Consider the following 16,944-nt stretch of genomic DNA (forward strand, 5'->3'; position numbering starts at 1 on the left):
TTCGCACCGGCTCATATGAGGCGGACGAAGACTGGGTCGGGAGCCGCGACGTGATCGCCGTCGCCGAGCTGGCTTGCGAGGCGTGTAGCACCACCTGGGCAGAACGGCGTGAGCTCCGTAGTGATCGTGCGGCAGGCGTGGACGACGCGGCTTAGGAGACGGTGGATTCGGTGAGCTTCCCCGTCGGGGTTCTTGAGTGCTTTCCAGGGTGTTGCCGCGTTCAGCAGCTGATTGGCGAGGTTGACGGCGGCAACCAAGTGTGCGGTTGCCGACCGGAAGTCTGCGGTTCTGAGGGCGGCGTCGATGTTCGATGGCAGGGCAGCGCAGGCGGTGTCCAGATCGACGCTGCCCCAGGCCGGCCCGGTCACTGGTTCATCGTCGAGGCGCAGTCGGCCGTCGTAGTACTTGTGAAGCAAGGTCACGGTGCGGTTGGCGAGGTTTCCGACTCCGTTGGCGAGGTCGGTGTTGTATGCCTGGATCAGGCGTGCGGTGGTGAACTCGGTGTCGCCGAGGAGCGGAACTTCGCGGGTGATCCACCAGCGTAGGGCGTCCGTGCCATAGGTGTTGACTAGGTCGACGGGATCGACGATGTTGCCGGTGCTCTTGGAGAGCTTGGCGCCGCCCACGTTGACGTAGTCGTGGACATGGATGGTGGTCGGGAGTGGCTGGCCGGCGGAGAGCAGGAGGCCGATCCAATACACGGCGTGAAAGCGTGTGATGCCTTTGCCGATCACATGGACGCGTTCACCGTCACCGGCCCACCAGAACTTGTAGTCTTCGCCGGGCCGATCGACGCCAAGTGCGGTGAGGTAGTTGGTGAGGGCGTCCCACCAAACGTAGATCACCTGACTCGGGTCGCCAGGGACAGGGATGCCCCATCCGCCGGCGCGAACTGCTGGGCGGGAAACGCTGAAGTCCTGTAGGCCATTGTCGAGGAGCACGAGGACTTCGTTGCGCTTTTTGGGTGGGTTGATCGTGAGAGCGCCGGAGGTGATCGCGTCCTTTATCTGATCGCGGTATCGGGACAGGCGGAAGAACCAGTTGGTCTCAGTTACCTGCTCGGGCTCCGTGCCGTGCTCCGGACAGACTCCGTCAGCCAATGCGTCCGGCTCGTAGAACTGCTCGCACCCAACGCAATAGAGACCCGTGTAGGCGTGTTGGTAGAAGTCGCCCGCATCAGCGCAGCGCTGCCACAGATAGTCGACGCCGGGGCGATGTCGCGGGTCGGATGATGTTCGGATGTAGTCGTCGCAACTCAGATCGAGAAGGCCTTGGAGTGCCTGGAAGCGGTCGGCGGCACTATTCACGTAGTCGGCCACCGGTTCCCCGGCATTCCGCGCGGCGAGAACGTTCTTCAGCGCGTGGTCGTCGGTGCCGGAGAGGAACCGGACCGGTTGGCCGCGGAGCCTACGGTGGCGGGCGAGCACGTCAGCCTGGACGAACTCCAGCGCGTGGCCGAGGTGCGGTGCCGCGTTCACGTAGGGGATCGCGGTGGTGATGTAGTACGGGTTCATAGGTGGGTTCCCTTCCCTGTCATGTCGGCAGGGAGGCTCCACATCGAGTCGAGCCCACTGCCGTGGGCTCGACTGGCTGAGATCAGCGCGCGACGAGAAGCCCCACCGAGGGGCCCATCATTCGCTGCGCGGTGACCATGAAACAGAGGTTACCGCCACATTCAGGTTCCGCCGAATCCGTTTCCGACCCTGCCAGCAGGTCGCGCGACCCTTTAGTCGCCGCGGACAGCGGCCACGTATCGGCTGTATGCGGCCGCTGAGTCGACGGCGTGGCGTTCGATGGTCGACGGATGGTAGCCGAGCGCCTCCGCCAGGATCGCGACTGGAGCGAGTTTGGTGAGCTCGTGCAAAGTGCCGAGCCGCGCGGCACGTGTGCTGAAGACCTGACGAAGTCGGTTGCGGAGGTGACTGGCGTCGATGTGGCGACCCGGGGAGTATCCCCGGAAGACCCAGTTGCTGTTGGGGTGCGCAGCAGTCCGCTCGCTACCGGGGTTCCTCGCTAGCCGGCGCCACGGTCCGTCGAGCGGGTCGGGCAGCGCGATCTCGATCGCACCGACGCGGACGGTGACCAGGTCTTTGGTGACCTTGACGTCGTCCCAAGTGAGTCCGACGACACCTTCGATCTGCTGCCCGAAGACGAGGACCAGAATCGCCGCAGCACGGTCCCGCGGGGCGAGTTCGTCGGTGTGGACGACACGTTGCACCGCCTGCTCCTGGTCGACCGCGCTCATCCGCGGGCTGGTGCCACGACGATGGCGCTGGATCTTCAGATCCGGTCGGACCAGCCTGGTCTTAATCGCCCAGCCGAGGAACCGGTCGGCAACCAATCGCGTAGACGGTCCTGTGGCCTGCCACGCATCGAGGTGTTCCTGCTCGAGTTCGCCGAGTTCGATGCCGTGATCGGTGAGCCAGTTCAGTAAGTCGATCGCGACGGTGACCGTCTGCTTGCTGCGCAGGAAGGTGCCTTGTGGAACCTGGTCCATCTGGTTCATCCGACGTTGGTGCTGCCAGCGGATGTAGCGGCGGACCACGTCGCGGTTGACGGGATCCGTGAGCCGATCGAGTACGTCCCGGGACCACAGGTCGTAACGGGCTCGGTAGAGGTCTCGCTGGGGGAGGACGCCGTGCTCGATGAGGAGGCCGCGGACGAACTCGCGGGTGCGTGACGAAGGCAGGGCATCAACCGCCTCGTGCGTCACGGCCGGTGCCATAGCGAGCTCTTGCAGGAATTGGGTTACGTGCTTCTGACGGATCCAGGTGAGGCCGCTGTTGGCGCGCTTCATCGCTTTCAGCGCGTCGGCGAAGGGCACGAGCTCGGTCGAGATCGATCCGGTTGTCGGGTTTGCGAGTAGCCGATCCACAGTGGTCGCCAGGGCGCAACTCCAGCAGCGACCGCCAGCGTAGAGCTCGCCCTCAGCGCCGCACATCCAGCAATCCACGTTGAGTACGACACCTGAGCATCGCCGGCAAACTGGCTGGCCCTCTATCAGTCCGGGCAGGACACCCTGATGCCCGCATCGACAGGCGCCGCGGGTCCGTTTGGCCAGTTGATAGCAGTAGCCGCAGATGCCGCCGTCGGGCCAGTTCGCCACGATCTGGTGGTGCTGTCTGCAGCGGCTGCAGGGGACTGGCCAGGTGGCAGGATCCTCTGGCTTGCGTGGCCTACTCATCCTCGTCGGCTGGCACCAGGCGCACGCGATGCGCGATCGGGTCGCCCGGTTGCACCACCCCTATGTCCTCGCTGCGCTTAGGAGCGTTCGCCGTGGCCGCTGCACGCATCTCGACGTAGGGCTCGAACAGGTCGTTGGGTGTGCAGTCCAAGATGTCGCACAGGGCTGCGAAGGTCCGTGCTGGAATTCGTTCTGGAGTGCCGGTGACGAGGCGGTAGACCTGGCTCTCGGACAGGTTGATCCCGCGCGCCTTGAGAAGCGGCATCAACTCGGTGGTCTTCCACAGGTTCCGCTGAGCCATGATCGTGCGCAGTTTCCAGTTGAAGCCGATGCGGCGCTGCTCAGCCATCGGTGGCCTCCTCGGGCGTGGCGATACGACGGGCGATCATTTGCTGGACGGCCTTCTGCTTGAAGTCGGAGGAGACTGACGTATAGAGGCTGGTTGTCGAGGCATAGGAGTGTCCGACCTGGGCCTGGACGAAGGTGGGGTCGTAGCCCGCCTCGATGAGGTGGGTGACGTAGGAGTGCCTCAGGCAATGCAATCCCAGGTCCTTCGGGAGTCCGACCGCATCGCGTGCAGCGGCGAATGAGTCGCCGAAGGTGACGCGGTCACGGCGCTCGCTCGGCCACAGCGCTGCAGAACGATCCGCGGTCGTGAAGCGGTCACGCCGCCCCGGTGAGGTCCAGGTCTGCAGCATCGGCACGACCCAGTCGAACTCGGGGACCGTCAGCACGGTGCGACGCCGCGGCCCCGATCCTGCCGTGCCCTTGGCCCATCGGATGGTGACGGCGCCGAACATGCTGTACTCGGGGACGTGCGGATTCGGGCCAAAGTCGTGCAAGTCCAGCATGGTCAGCTCGCGTCGGCGGAGTCCGTAGGCGTAGCAAAGCTTGAAGGCGATCGAGTCGCGGTAGACGGGAAGCCAGCGCTTGGAACCGGCGGCGTGCTCACGGTCGACGAGATCGTCCAGGTAGTCGAAGAACCGCTGGAGCTCCCTCTTTGTGAATGCACGACGCCCAACTGGCACAGCGTCGTCGGTGGTGTGCTTAGGCCTGTTCCAGTCGAAGCAGATCTGTGACGGGATGTCGCCGAAGGTCCGCTCGCAAAACTCGGTCCAGCCATACGCCGGGTGCGTGAGGTAAGAGCAGAACATAGCGACTGAGTTGCTGTCGGAGCGCAGGGTCGTAAGACTGATCGGCTTCTCACCGGAGCGCCGCTCGGCGAGAAAGTCCTCGATGTCCGCGGGACGCCACTGCCAGGGGAACTCGCCGGTGAACTGTTGGAACCGTCCCACCAGGCCGCAACGGTTCTCGATCGTCGAAGTGGTCAGTCCTCGGGCCAGCATCTGCGCCCGCCAGCCGTCCAGCATGGCGTCGAACACGCGCTCATCGGCACGGAACAGCCCGACGGTCGGGTCGCTCAGGAGCCTCGGAACGAACCCTGGAACGCTGCCGTCCATCGCACCTCGCCGCCGTGGAATCATGCATTAGATTCACGAACCGTACGGCCACCTGCGCGAAACTCCGCCAGCAACACGCCGCACGAGCGACCAACCATCTAGCGAAGAAGCTGCTGACCTGGGCGAACGACTTCATCGGCCCGGGACGGGAGTTCCTGCATCTAATGCAACTCCCGTGGTTTTAACGCCGATAAGGGACATTATGTCAACTACTAGTCTGCGTATTGCATCAGATGAATCAGGTACGAGTTGCTGGACGAGCGGGCTCCTTGCCCCGCGGCGGTCAGAAGGCGGTGCCGGCGAATGGCGCTCAGCTGTCGCGTTCGGCGCTGACGATCAGGAAGTTCGGCAGTGCCACGTAGGACTCGATCGCGTCGATTCCGCTGTCTCGTGCGACCTGTGGATCAAGTCCCGGTTCGCACAGTTCAATCACGCGACACCCGAGACCGACGACCTCGTTGATGTAGGCAGACAGCGGGCGGTGGAAGTCGGGTGCATGGCCCTCTGGCATCTCGTACTCATCCAGATACCGATCAAGCTGATAATGACCGTGATCCCGCCACGTTCCGTAGAGATTCTCAAACGCCGGGTGAGTGATCGAGAACACGAACCGGCCGCCCGGCTTCAGTGCGCCGACGCACGCCGCCATCGCCGACTGCCAGGCGGGTATGGCGAGCAGCACCATGCTGCAGACCACCGCATCGAACGGCTGACCAACCTCCGGCAACGTCGAGAGATCAGCCTGCACGAACCTGATCCCCTGACGCCGCTCCTGCTCGATCTTCTGAGCGCGCGCCAGCAGCGCGGCAGCCGGCTCCACACCAACGACCTCAGCTCCGCCTTCGGCCAACAGCCGGCTCAAATAGCCTTCGCCACTGCCTGCATCGAGGACTTTCCGACCATCGACAGGCCCCAGCATCCGGAGCAGGTTCCCATTCATCAAGTGGCGCTTGGGAAAGTCGCCCTGATCGTCGTACGCCTCAATCGCGTCAGTCGGCATCGCCGACCACGCTGCGATCGCCTCTGAGTTACTGATCGTGGACATGCGGCCACACCTCTCCGACGACAGATAGGCAGGGACAGCCACGTAAACCTACCGCCCCGCCAGCCAGCTCTGCATGCGGTTCCACCACCGGACTGACGACCACCGGACGCCGAATGCGCACGATCTTGATACGCAGAGTGCCGGGTATGCTGGGCCGATCTGAGCCCTCCCCGACGAAGCCGGTTGGGATCCCCCACCGGGCATTGTCAACATTCCACTCGCGCGCCCAGATTCGGGCGCAGCTCACGATGTCCTGTGTAGGTGCGAAGGCGACCTACCAAACGAGTCCGTCGAGATGGTTATGGCCGGAAAGCAGACGAGCGATGCGGCCCTGCGCCGCTTCGCGTTCGTCCGGATGGGGGTGGTGTGCGTAGAGCGTGAGCTCCCCGTACATGTCGTAGAAGTTCAACCGTTCGCGCAGATGCTCGCGCTCGAACAGCTCCGGATACGCGCCGTTCAGCCATCGGGGAACATCGGTGAGTGTGATCTCGTCGAGCCCTTGTTCGTCGGGTGTTGGTGGGAACTCACGCGCCTTCGCGCACCAGCGCAAAATGGTGTCGAGCTCGACATCCGCTGGCTGAGCCAACGCCTCCGCGAAGTCGATCAGACCAGTGACGCGTCCTTGGTCGACCATCAGATTGGACCCATGTAAATCACCATGGACGAGGGCAGGTCGGTCGGTGGCGAACAATGCCAGCCGCTCCTGGACCCAATCGGCAACATCGGCGAGCAGGCGCGAGTCATGACCGCGCACGCGCTGGGCAGCCTCGACCTGCTGGAGCGTCGCATCCACGACGGGTGGATGGAACGCAGACCATGGCTTGCCGGCGAGCGCGCTGGCCAGCCAGGGCGGCAGCAGGCCTGCTGGAGCAGGAACCCGGTGCAGGGCCCGCAACGCAGTACCGAGGCTCTCGATGATTGCCTGGCGCGTGGACGAATCCGCCGCCGGCCACGCTTCGTACAGGGTTCGTCCGGGCAAGCGTTCGGAGACGTACCACGGCCCGTCGGGGCTGTCGCCATGGGCGACGTGCCGGGCGTGTGGGACCTCGCTACCGGCGAGCAGGTTGACGACTGCAGCCTCGTGGCGATACGCGTCGCGGAACCGTCCGTCGTTGTTCAGTCGTACGACATGCTCGTCACCCACCCACGCCCGGCTGACCCAGCCGGCCTTAGGCACAAAATGCCCGGTTGCTGGCAGATCAGCGGCCGCCAGGATCCTCAGCAGCACCGGCTCGGTAGCCGGCTCGACGAACGATGTTGATCGGGTGATCGCGGTGCTCCTCAGAACGGTCGACCAAGAACATCAACGTATCGACCCTCAACCGAACAGAGCGATCGATTTTCACCCAAGCAGGACTCGCGTGGCGCGGCGAGCGTGCCGTGCGATCGCGCGGGAAAGGTCCGTTGCCCGCGCGATCCGATCGGGCTCTTACGTCGGACCAGGCGAACCGAAACCGGGTTGACCGCGGAGGTGTCTGAGCCTGGCCCGATAGACGTTCCTCCACTGGGCCGACGCCGGCAGATCCGGCAGGAGGCGCGACGGGGTGCCCGCAGCCACCCGCCCGGCTCCGCCCGGTCAACGGGCGACCTACGGACCCCCTGATCATGGGCGAATACGCGCGAACTCAATACGCAGAGTCTCCACCACTGGTCTGCGGACTGCGTGCCGCTGCCGTGTCTATGCCTTGCTCGCGACGACCATGTAGTTCTCGGCCTGGAGATCGAACGTGCTCACGTCCGTCCGGAGTCCGGCCCGGTGCAGCTCGACTTCGAGTTCGTCGTACCGGTAGGGCCAGCAGGACAGCAGTTCCGAGCGGACAAGAACCGACCCGGTCGCATCAACTTGCGCGATCGCAATCTCGATGTGGTGCTCGTCCTCCCAATGCGGCGCGATCTCCCAGCGGTAGACCACGACGGCATCGCGACCGTTCCGGCGGACGAGTCGGTCACTGATGTCCAGCCGGGAACCTCTGGCCCTCACGAGTTCCCAAGTGCGGGATGTGAGTACCAGGCGCCCGCCAGGGCGCAGAACCCGTGACATCGACTCCAGAGCAGCACCCCTGCCTGTCGCGCCCGCGGCATGGTGAAGCGAGTTGCCAACGCAGAACACCATGTCGAACGTGCCGTCCTCGAAATGGTCAGGCAACTCTTCCCAGTTCGCCTGCACCGCCCGGACGGATGCCCCGAACTCCTCGGACAACTCTGCCGTCCGACGAACCATCGCTTCGCTGGCGTCAGTTGCGACAACCTGTATGCCACGACCGGCGAGGCCAACCGCCAACTGTCCGGTTCCGCACGAACAGTCGAGGACGTGAGCGTTCGACGGCAGGAGACTGAGGACCTCATCGAACGACGCAGCGAACTCGGCTGGAGGCAACTTTGCATCCGAGATGAGCCATTCGTACACCTCGGCAAGCACGTCATAATCCGTCACAACCACTACCTCCGTCACACGGCAGACACCCGGCGGGACGTCAGTCCATCAGCGGAACAAGCCCGGCACCAACGGTTTTCGCAAGGACAACCCGTCGTCGCTCCCCCGGCGTACCGGAGTCTCTTGAGGGGATTGCGGAGTCGTTGCCGGTCTACAGTGCTCGGCGTAGGGCGGGGGTGATCGCGTTCAGGCGGCGGAGCTCGGTGGCGAGGAACTCTAGGGAGCCGGCGGCTCCGGCTGCGTCGATTGGCCAGTGCTGGATCTGCTCGACCAGCTTCAGTTTTGCCTGCTGCAGGGCGGGGATGATTGTCGGCCGGTCGGTGAGGCCGTAGGCGTCGACGAACACGCGCAACCGGTGGGGCAGGTCGGGCAGCGGATCGAAGCCGGTCTCGGCGAGCTGACGGTCCGACTCCAGCGGCAGGAACGCCCAGGCGGCGGATGCGAGATCGAGCAGCGGGTCGATCGGGCCGGCCGCATCCCAGTCGATGAAGGCGACCGGCACACCATCTCGATAGACGGTGTTCCACGGACCCAGGTCGCCGTGCGACACAATTTCGCCGGGATTTGGCGCGTGCGGATGGAAGCGGTAGCCGGTGTGCTCCGGCTCGAAGCCGCGGGACGCCTCGTGCAGGTCTCTCAGCAGCTCCCCTACGGCGGCCAGTGCATCGTCGCTCCGGGCGTACGCCGGCAGCGGGTTGCCGCGCCCCGGCTCCCACTCCGGATCCGAGAGTACGTCGCCTTCGAGGAACGTCAGCACTTCCTGGTTCCCCTCGATGCCGACGACCCGCGGTGCTCCGTGGAACCCGACGGACTCGAGGTGCTTCAGGTACTCGTGCACTGCCGGGGTCCATGGGCCGACCGGGCGGAGCAGGTCGGAACCGCGGCGCTCGAGACCGCTCGTCGTACGGCCGCCCGCCAGCTCATCCATCGAGAAGCGCATGGTCACGCGCCCAACCGTAGTACGACTACCCACGGGGATCGTGTCGCGCGAGCGGCGGCACGATGATCGCGACCGTGAGGACGTAGAACGCGAGCGAGAAGCGTGCATCTCCGATAATTCCGGTGCGGCGATGGGTTGTGCGGCCTAGATTGCTGGGCGTGAATCTCTCGCATCTCGGTGTGCCGGTCGGGCCAATGGTTCGCGTTCACGGCGGGTTCGCCAACCGGATGTATCGGCTCGACACCGACCAGGGATCGTTCGCGGTCAAGGAGCTGAATCTCGTCGACCGTCGTTGGACGTATCACGTCGAGGACGTGTTCAGGTTCGAGCGGGCCGCCTTCGCTGCCGGGATCCCGATGCCGGAGCCGATCTCGGCCGGCGACAACACGATCGTCCACCGGTGGGTCGACGGAGAGAAGTTGCCCGAGGCACCGGTGTCGGAGGCCTACGCGTTCGAGATCGGCGAGATTCTTGCCCGCCTCCACGCTCTCCACGTCGAGTGGCCCCACGCGTCGATCGAGGAGCCGACGTCACGGGACTGGCCCGAGCTCGCCGAGCGGGCGGTAGCGACCGGACAACCGTGGGCCGACGAACTGGCCTCCCACGTCGAGACGTTCCTCGCGATTGCGCACTTCGTCGACACCTGCGAACGGCCAGGTCCCGTCGTGCTGACCCACAAGGACATCCAGCCGTGGAACCTGCTCGCTCGAGACGGTCGACCGGTGGTGCTCGACTGGGAACTCTCGGGGATGCTCGACCTGTCCGGCGAGCTCGGCTCGACCGCGCTGAGCATCGCAAAGGGACCTGGCTTCGACCACATCGAGCCCGCCGTCTTCCGCGCTGTTCTCGACGGGTACGTCGCAGGTGGCGGAACGTTGCCGCCGCCGGGGCCGAGCTGGTTCGTGTTCATGATCGGCGGCTGGCTGGGACACACGAGATGGAACATCCTCCGATGCCTCGCCGGTACCGAGGCGAGCACCGGCCCTGACCTCGCGCTGTCGCAGGAGTCGGCGGGCAACGGCGTACGCGGTCTCCCCGACATGTTCGCCCGGCTGCCAGAGCTCGAGACGCTGCTCGGGTGACTCCCCCGCCTGTCGGTGTCGAAATGCGGATGCCCGGTGGCGGATCGTTGGGTGAGACTTGGCTGATGGTGACAACGCCTCGCTCGATCATCGACTCGGTGGTGCGGTCGGTTTGCGGTCGCGCCGTCGAACGGCTTGTTCCTCTGGCCGGTGGCGGGATGAACGAGACGTACCGCGTCCAGCTTGCCGGTGATGACGCGGTGGTCGTGCGGATCGCGCGTCAGGATGTGCCGTGGTTCGTCGACGAGGCGTACCTCATGACGCAGGCGCGCGCTGTGGGCGTGCCGACAGCCGAGGTGCTCGGTCTCGAGCACCTCGATCACGACGGCCAGCTGCTGTCCTTCTCGGTCCAGCAGTTCCTGCCGGGCCGTTCGCTCGACGAGCTCGTGGGTGAACTGTCTGGCGCCGAGCTCGAGCGGTTGGTTCTGGACGCGGGTGAGATTTTGGCGCGCGTGCACAGCGTGGGCCCGGAGGACCGACGCGTCCGCCACGTACTGCGGTCGCCCGAAGAGCATGAGATCACCCGGGTCGCAGGCATTGTCAGGGAGGCCTTCGGCTCGGCGGAAGCCGCGGTCGTCGAGCGCGGTGCTCAGTTCCTGCGCCAACAGGTGACGACCCGTGCCGCTCCCCCGGTCTCGCTCGTCCATGGCGACTTCTGCCCGAAGAACCTGCTGATTCGCGACGGAGCGGTCGTCGGCATCATCGACTGGGAGTTCGCCGGCCGCACGGCGCCGGCGTACGACTTCGCCCAATGGGAGCTGGATGCCGGCGACGTGCTGCATGACCGATTGGACCTGGTACGGCGCGGGTACGCGCGGATCGCCGATCCCGAGACGGCCGAGGCGGGGTGGACACCGGCGTTCGCCATCGACTGGGCACTTGAAAAGCTCGGCTGGAAGAACCCTGCCTCGCCGGCACAGGCCCGACGCTGCCTGGACGTGATTGCCCGCTACACCACCCCTTGAGCAGCACTCGCGGTCAGTAGGTAGGTGGCGGGGATGCTCATGGCCTGCTCCCCCAGGCCTGGGTACATCTCCTGAACTGGAAACTCCTGCAGAGAACGAACGGTTAGACCAGCGGTCAGAACTGCGGTGACGATGCTGCTGATGCTCCAGACGAAACTCCGGTGCGGAACATCTGGTGTACCCAGCGTCCGGGTGATTTCCGGGGCTTTCAGTGGATCTGCGTAGCCGTCACGGGCAACGCCGAAATAGTCGCCGCTGACGGACAATGCGTTGTCTCCGCGTACTGTCAGAATCTCCCACAACGGATGATGTTCGCTGATCACCAGGACACCGCCGGGATTGAGTCGACCGGCGACCGATCGCGTCCATTCGGTGAGCGTGGGAACCCAGCACAGGCCGCCCCACGAAATGTAGATGACGTCGAATCCGGTGATCTCCGGATCCAGCGTCATCATGTCCTGCAGAACGAACGTGACCTCCAGCCCGAGCGCCTCGGCCTTCGCTCGGCCAGTCGCCAGGTGCGACGGTGCGATATCCACGGCGGTGACGTCTGCGCCGAGCTGTGCGAACGTCAACGCCTCGTCGCCAACTGAACATGCCAGCTGCAGTACCCGGCGACCGCGCAGGTTGCCGACAGCGGCCAGTTCGTCGTTTGTCAGCGCACTGCCACCGCCCAAGAAGAACTCGACCGGCTCACCGTGACGATGTGGTGCCAGCTGTTCCCAGTACTCGCTGTTCTGCCTGACAACCTCGGAAACTCGCGGCTCAGACACAGCGCTGACTGTCCGTTAAAGGCAAGAATGTTCGGCAGGCTTCGAGGTTGTGAAGTCGGATGTCGGTTCTGCGGTGCGGTTCCCAGTCTTGTCTGGTCAGGCGCCAGCGGTTGATGAGGGCGGGTTCACCTTGCCTGGTGTCCCAGTCCGAACCGTTGGGCTCGTAGCCGAGAGCTTTCGAGATCGCGTTCGAGCTGTGGTTGTCGACGAAGGCGTCGCTGCTCGCTTCCTTCGCTCCGAGTCCGTCGAATCCGAGGTGCAGGATCGCTGACCGCATCTCGCGTCCGAGCCCGCGGCCGCGGTGATCGGCAGACAGCCAGGAGAACGTCGTGAAGGTCCCGAAGGTAGCAAACTTCACACCGCACAGGTCCTGCATGCCGACAGGCCGGCCGTCGACGACAACCACGAAGTACAGCCGCCAGGCATCGGGCTCGACCCTCCCCCGGCCTCGCCAGATCGATCGCAGCCACTGGGCCACCCGTTGGTCGGGATCGGGCTCATAGAGCGAGATCGGGTCGTCGTACGGCAGCGGATCGGCATGGGTCTTGCCCGCGCGTACGTCGTCCGCGAGCTGGTCCAGTAGCTCGTCCGTGGCGCCGCGTAGCTGGAGCGTCGGCGTGCTCACGCGTACGTCGAGCGGAGGGTAGGACCTCATGGCGCGGTGACTCGGTTCATCGGCACGATCCGATCCAAGCGCATCCCAGAGCGATCACGCACGTGCTTTTGCGGTGTATAGGCTGCCGTAATGCAATCCGAGGGGCGATCGCGTTCGGCTGACGGCTGGGATGCCAATGCCGGGGCGTGGATCGAGTGGACCAGGCGAGGGCTCGACAGCTACAACACCCACAAGCTGGCGTTCCTGCCGTTGATCCCGCCGCCTGGCCGGCTCACGGTGGACGTCGGCGCCGGTGAGGGTCGGGTCAGCCGCGAACTGCTGGCGCGTGGGCATCGCGTCCTGGCGATCGATCGGTCGCCGACCATGATTCGCTCCGCAGCGACCCACCCCGAGGAACCGGTGCCGGCCGTTGTCGCCGACGCCATGCACCTCCCGGTACCTGATGCGGCCGCAGACTGCGCGGTGGCATTCATGAGTTTGCACGACATCGACGACGTCGTACCGGCGATCATGGAAATCGGCCGTATTCTCGCCGTCGGCGGCAGATTGGTGATGGCGATCGTGCACCCGCTCAATTCAGCGGGCGATTTCGACCGTACGGCGGCCGGCCCGAATCCGCCGTACATCATTCCGGATTCCTACAACGAGGCCAGGCATTACACCGACACGCGCAGCCGAGACGGTCTGTCGATGACGTATCACGGAATCCACCGGCCGCTGCAGACGTACACCGAGGCTCTTGCCGACGCAGGTCTGGTGATCGAGCGACTTCGGGAACAGGCCTCAGACGATCCCCGAAACAAGTGGTACCGGATTCCGTTGTTCCTGCACATCGTTGCTTCCCGCAACTGAAATCCTCCGGCCGAAACCCCCCTTGTGAAGGCGATCACAAGAGCCGGTATGGTGAGGCGATGACGCGCGACGGTGCCCGACGACGTACGGCGGCCGTCCGCGAGTGGCTGGACCGGACGAGCGAGACGGGGAACCGGGCAACCGCCAACGACCTGGCCGGTCCGTTCCGCTTCCTCTTCTGGCTCGCACGGTCGCAGTCCCGACGGATCGCGTGGGGCGGAGTGCTCGGCACTCTCTGGATGGTTGGCCTCGCGGTGCCTCCCTGGGTGCTGTCCCGTGCAGTCGACCAAGGACTCGTGGCCCGCGATACCCGCGCCCTGATCAGGTGGGCATTGGTCCTGCTGGTCGTCACCGTCCTGAATGCGTTGCTGGGTATCGCTCGGCACCGGACGATGACCAAGGTCCGCATGGACGCATCGTTCCGCGCGGTCCGCGCCGCGGTCGGACACACCTCCCGCCTGGGTGCCTCGTTGCCGGGGCGCGTCAGCACCGGCGAGGTCGTCACAGTCGGCATTGCCGACGTGTACACAGTCGCGATGGCGCTGACCGTCGCCGGTCCTGGCGTCGGCGCGGTCGTCGCGTACGCCGTGGTTGCCGTCGTACTGTTCACCACTTCCCCACTGCTGGCCGCCGTCGTGCTCGCCGGCGTTCCGCTGCTTGCGGTCGCGGTAGGACCGTTCTTGCAGCGCATCGAACGGACCGGCGGCGAGTACCGCGTGCACCAGGGACGGCTGACGACCCGCCTGGTCGATGTGTTGGCCGGCCTTCGCGTGCTCAACGGCCTTGGTGGGAAGGCTTTCGTCGCGGAGCGGTACGAGCAACAGTCACAGGGCCTGGTGGGACACGGCTACCGCGTCGCGGGACCCGCGAGCTGGGTCGGCGCGTTGTCGACCGGTTTGCCGGCACTGTTCCTGGCCGCGGTCGTGTGGTTGTCGGCGCGGATGGCCGCCACCGGGGCCATCACGATCGGTGAGGTCGTCGCCGTCTACGGGTACGTCGCCGTACTCGTCGTTCCTGTGTCCGCGTTCATCGAGGGTGGTGGCGACATCGCCCGCGCCAGAGTGGCCGGGCAACGCATCATCGACTTGCTCAACCTGCCTGCGGCCCGCGACAACAAATGGGCCAGCCCGAGCGGTTGCGGCCCATTGGCCGACCCTGCCTCGGGAGTGATCGTTCGTCCCGGCTCGTTGACGGCCTTGGTCGCTGCCCGGCCCGCGGAGACGAGGACGGTGATCGAGCGGCTGGGCCGGCTGAGCACCGACGCGGGTGCGACGTGGGCGGGTGTGCCGATCGACGACGTCGCGCGTGCGGAGCTCCGGCGCCGGTTGGTTGTCGCCGACAACGATGCCGAGGTCTTCGCAGGCACTGTTCGCGAGGTGATCGCGGGCCGTCTCGAGCCGGACGACAGCCGGATCCGCGCGGCTCTCCGAGTGGCTGTGGCCGAGGACGTGGTGGAGGCGCTGCCCGGCGGTCTGGACGCGACGATCGCCGCCGGCGGGAGTGATCTGTCCGGCGGGCAACGGCAGCGGATCCGGCTCGCCCGCGCTGTCTATGCCGCACCTGACGTCCTGCTCGCCGTCGAACCGACGTCCGCGGTCGACGCGAACACCGAGGCGGCCATGATCGACCGGATCCGCGAGGCACGGCGGGACACGACGACAGTGATCACGACGTCGTCACCGCTCGTGCTGGACCGCGCCGACGAGGTCGTCGTACTGATCGACGGCAAGGCGTCATCGGTCGGGACACACACGGAACTTCTGCGCACTGATCCCTACTACCGCGAGCTCGTCTCCCGCGGGCAGGACGACCGATGAGCAGTCAGTTGCCGGTGGCGGGGCCCGCCGAAGTCCGTGCCGCGGCACGGCGTGATCTCCGTGTGGAACGACGTACCGTGGTCGGCCTCGTCCTGGTCAACGGGCTCGCCTCCGCGGCAGGGCTGATCGGTCCGTGGTTGCTCGGCCGCATCATCGACACGATCCAGTCGGGCTCCGGGGACGTGCTCAGCACGGTCGACCGTCTTGCCTTCGGCGCTCTGGTGTTCACCGTCGTACAGACAGTGCTGGCGTGGTGGGCGCTCAAGATCGGCTACCGGTTCGGCGAGCGTACGGCGGCGCGGGTGCGGGAACGGTTCTTACGGCGGACTCTGGCGCTGCCTCCACGCGTGGCGGACCACCTTCCGGCCGGCGATCTGATCTCGCGTGGAAGCACGGATGCCTCGGTGGTGGCATTCACCTTGCGGTCTGCCGTGCCTGAGGTTCTCGTGGCGCTCGTGCACGCTTTGTTCCTCATCGTCGCGGTGCTCGTCCTGGACCTGCGGCTCGGGCTGTGCGGACTCGTGTCCCTGCTCGGCGTCGGCGCAGCCGTGCGGTGGTACGTACGACGTGCGCGGCCCGCCTACCTGGCGGTTGCGGCGACCGGTGCGGACATGGCCGATGTCGTCGCCAGCACTGCCAAAGGCGCCCGTACGGTCGAACTTCTCGGATTGGAGCGCCGCCGGTCGGAGGCCACAGAGGCCGCCGTGACCGGAGCCCGCTCCGCGCGTCTGAGTGCATTGTGGCTGCGGACGGTCCTGTTTCCGTGGGCTGAGGTGTCGCTGGCGCTTCCGGTGGTGGGAGTCCTGCTGATCGGCGGCGCGCTGTACGCGAAGGATCTGGTCAGTCTCGGAGTCGTCGTGACGGCCACGGTGTACCTTCGCCAGCTCGTCGGCCCGCTCGACACGCTGATGCTGTGGATCGAGCAACTACAAGGTGCCGGTGCCTCCTACGCACGGGTCGAGGGTCTGGCGGATGTCCGTACGACGGAGTCCGAGCCGACCGCGCTTCGGAACGCTGACGGCGACCGGATCCGGGTGGACAACGCGCGCTACAGCTACACGGGAGCTCGCGACGTACTTCGAGGAATCGACCTCGTGGTGCAGCCCGGGGAACGACTGGCGATCGTCGGCACGTCCGGAGCCGGGAAGTCGACCCTCGCGCGTCTGCTCGCCGGTCTCGACCGCCCGCACACCGGGTCGGTGACGATCGGCGGTACGCCGGTTGCGGATCTGCCACCCGACAAGCTCCGTGAACACGTCGTACTGATCACCCAAGATCATCACGTCTTCCACGACACCGTGCGCGACAACCTGCTGATCGCGAAACCGGACGCGACGGACGACGAGCTGCGCGCGGCGCTCGCCGCGGTCGGAGCCACGTGGTGGGAGGACCTGCCCCACGGGCTGGACACCGAGGTAGGCGTCGACACCGAACTCGACGACGCCGGCGCCCAGCAACTCTCGCTGGCACGGGTCGTCCTCGCCGATCCGCACACGCTGATCCTCGACGAAGCGACCGCCCTCCTCGACCCGAAGACGGCGCGGCAAACCGAGCAATCGCTGGCCGGCGTCCTGCGCGGCCGCACCGTGATCGCGATCGCCCATCGCCTGCAGACAGCCCACGACGCCGACAGAATCGCGGTCATGGAAGCCGGCAAACTCGTCGAACTCGGCACCCACGCCGAACTCGTCACCGCAGGCCACGTCTACGGCCGCCTCTGGCAGACGTGGCACGGAGAAACCCTGAACCCATAGTCCTGTGGGCCCGTTGGGCTGT

15 protein-coding genes are annotated in these 16,944 nt (G+C 65.8%); 5 read left to right on the top strand and 10 right to left on the bottom strand.

Annotation, left to right across the window (positions count from 1 at the left end; genetic code table 11):
• Positions 1-11: 11 nt before the first annotated feature.
• The 8 genes from metG to EV651_RS39100 form a co-directional block, all read right to left on the bottom strand.
• A complete protein-coding gene (metG, locus tag EV651_RS39065) occupies positions 12-1,514 on the bottom strand; it encodes a methionine--tRNA ligase (protein WP_133790896.1) in 1,503 nt (500 codons plus the stop codon).
• 212 nt (positions 1,515-1,726) lie between these two features.
• Complete coding sequence (locus EV651_RS39070; RefSeq protein WP_202870730.1) at positions 1,727-2,875, bottom strand: hypothetical protein; 1,149 nt, start codon at positions 2,873-2,875, stop codon at positions 1,727-1,729.
• A 301-nt stretch (positions 2,876-3,176) separates the two neighbouring features.
• On the bottom strand, positions 3,177-3,533 hold the full coding sequence (locus tag EV651_RS39075; protein WP_133790900.1) for a helix-turn-helix transcriptional regulator: 357 nt from the start codon (positions 3,531-3,533) through the stop codon (positions 3,177-3,179).
• The gene (locus EV651_RS39080) at positions 3,526-4,644 is read right to left on the bottom strand and encodes a tyrosine-type recombinase/integrase (protein WP_133790902.1); all 1,119 of its coding nucleotides are present in this window, start codon (positions 4,642-4,644) and stop codon (positions 3,526-3,528) included. Before EV651_RS39080 ends, EV651_RS39075 begins: the two co-directional genes overlap by 8 nt.
• 310 nt (positions 4,645-4,954) lie before the next feature.
• Positions 4,955-5,689: a bifunctional 2-polyprenyl-6-hydroxyphenol methylase/3-demethylubiquinol 3-O-methyltransferase UbiG gene (locus EV651_RS39085; RefSeq protein ID WP_133790904.1), complete on the bottom strand. Its 735-nt coding sequence runs from the start codon at positions 5,687-5,689 to the stop codon at positions 4,955-4,957.
• 274 nt (positions 5,690-5,963) lie between these two features.
• On the bottom strand, positions 5,964-6,917 hold the full coding sequence (locus tag EV651_RS39090) for a phosphotransferase family protein (RefSeq protein ID WP_238157490.1): 954 nt from the start codon (positions 6,915-6,917) through the stop codon (positions 5,964-5,966).
• A gap of 450 nt (positions 6,918-7,367) precedes the next feature.
• Positions 7,368-8,141 (bottom strand): class I SAM-dependent methyltransferase, encoded by a 774-nt coding sequence (locus EV651_RS39095; RefSeq protein WP_238157491.1) that lies wholly within the window; start codon positions 8,139-8,141, stop codon positions 7,368-7,370.
• A gap of 133 nt (positions 8,142-8,274) precedes the next feature.
• Complete coding sequence (locus EV651_RS39100; RefSeq protein WP_238157500.1) at positions 8,275-9,063, bottom strand: aminoglycoside phosphotransferase family protein; 789 nt, start codon at positions 9,061-9,063, stop codon at positions 8,275-8,277.
• Positions 9,064-9,221: 158 nt separating this feature from the next.
• Here EV651_RS39100 and EV651_RS39105 point away from each other — a divergent pair, with 158 nt between their 5' ends.
• Together EV651_RS39105 and EV651_RS39110 are read left to right on the top strand one after the other, a co-directional pair.
• Positions 9,222-10,145 (top strand): phosphotransferase, encoded by a 924-nt coding sequence (locus tag EV651_RS39105; protein ID WP_133790910.1) that lies wholly within the window; start codon positions 9,222-9,224, stop codon positions 10,143-10,145.
• Between the two features lie 65 nt (positions 10,146-10,210).
• Entirely contained in the window at positions 10,211-11,110 is a 900-nt protein-coding gene (locus tag EV651_RS39110; protein ID WP_133790912.1) for a phosphotransferase family protein, read from the top strand.
• On the opposite strand, the gene EV651_RS39115 is transcribed toward EV651_RS39110, so the two are convergent.
• Both EV651_RS39115 and EV651_RS39120 read right to left on the bottom strand, forming a co-directional pair.
• Positions 11,095-11,883, bottom strand: coding sequence for a bifunctional 2-polyprenyl-6-hydroxyphenol methylase/3-demethylubiquinol 3-O-methyltransferase UbiG (locus EV651_RS39115; RefSeq protein ID WP_133790914.1), 789 nt, complete (start codon positions 11,881-11,883; stop codon positions 11,095-11,097). The two genes, EV651_RS39110 and EV651_RS39115, sit on opposite strands and share 16 nt — an antisense overlap.
• Entirely contained in the window at positions 11,876-12,538 is a 663-nt protein-coding gene (locus tag EV651_RS39120; protein WP_133790916.1) for a GNAT family N-acetyltransferase, read from the bottom strand. Before EV651_RS39120 ends, EV651_RS39115 begins: the two co-directional genes overlap by 8 nt.
• 90 nt (positions 12,539-12,628) lie before the next feature.
• Here EV651_RS39120 and EV651_RS39125 point away from each other — a divergent pair, with 90 nt between their 5' ends.
• The 3 genes from EV651_RS39125 to EV651_RS39135 are packed head-to-tail and all read left to right on the top strand — an operon-like array spanning position 12,629 to position 16,922.
• The gene (locus tag EV651_RS39125; RefSeq protein WP_133790918.1) at positions 12,629-13,351 is read left to right on the top strand and encodes a class I SAM-dependent methyltransferase; all 723 of its coding nucleotides are present in this window, start codon (positions 12,629-12,631) and stop codon (positions 13,349-13,351) included.
• Positions 13,352-13,410: 59 nt separating this feature from the next.
• Complete coding sequence (locus EV651_RS39130) at positions 13,411-15,168, top strand: ABC transporter ATP-binding protein (RefSeq protein ID WP_133790920.1); 1,758 nt, start codon at positions 13,411-13,413, stop codon at positions 15,166-15,168.
• On the top strand, positions 15,165-16,922 hold the full coding sequence (locus EV651_RS39135) for an ABC transporter ATP-binding protein (RefSeq protein ID WP_133790922.1): 1,758 nt from the start codon (positions 15,165-15,167) through the stop codon (positions 16,920-16,922). The genes EV651_RS39130 and EV651_RS39135 overlap by 4 nt, the downstream gene beginning before the upstream one ends.
• Positions 16,923-16,944: the final 22 nt, after the last annotated feature.

Source organism: Kribbella sp. VKM Ac-2571, from assembly GCF_004362255.1.
Lineage (GTDB): Bacteria > Actinomycetota > Actinomycetes > Propionibacteriales > Kribbellaceae > Kribbella > Kribbella pratensis.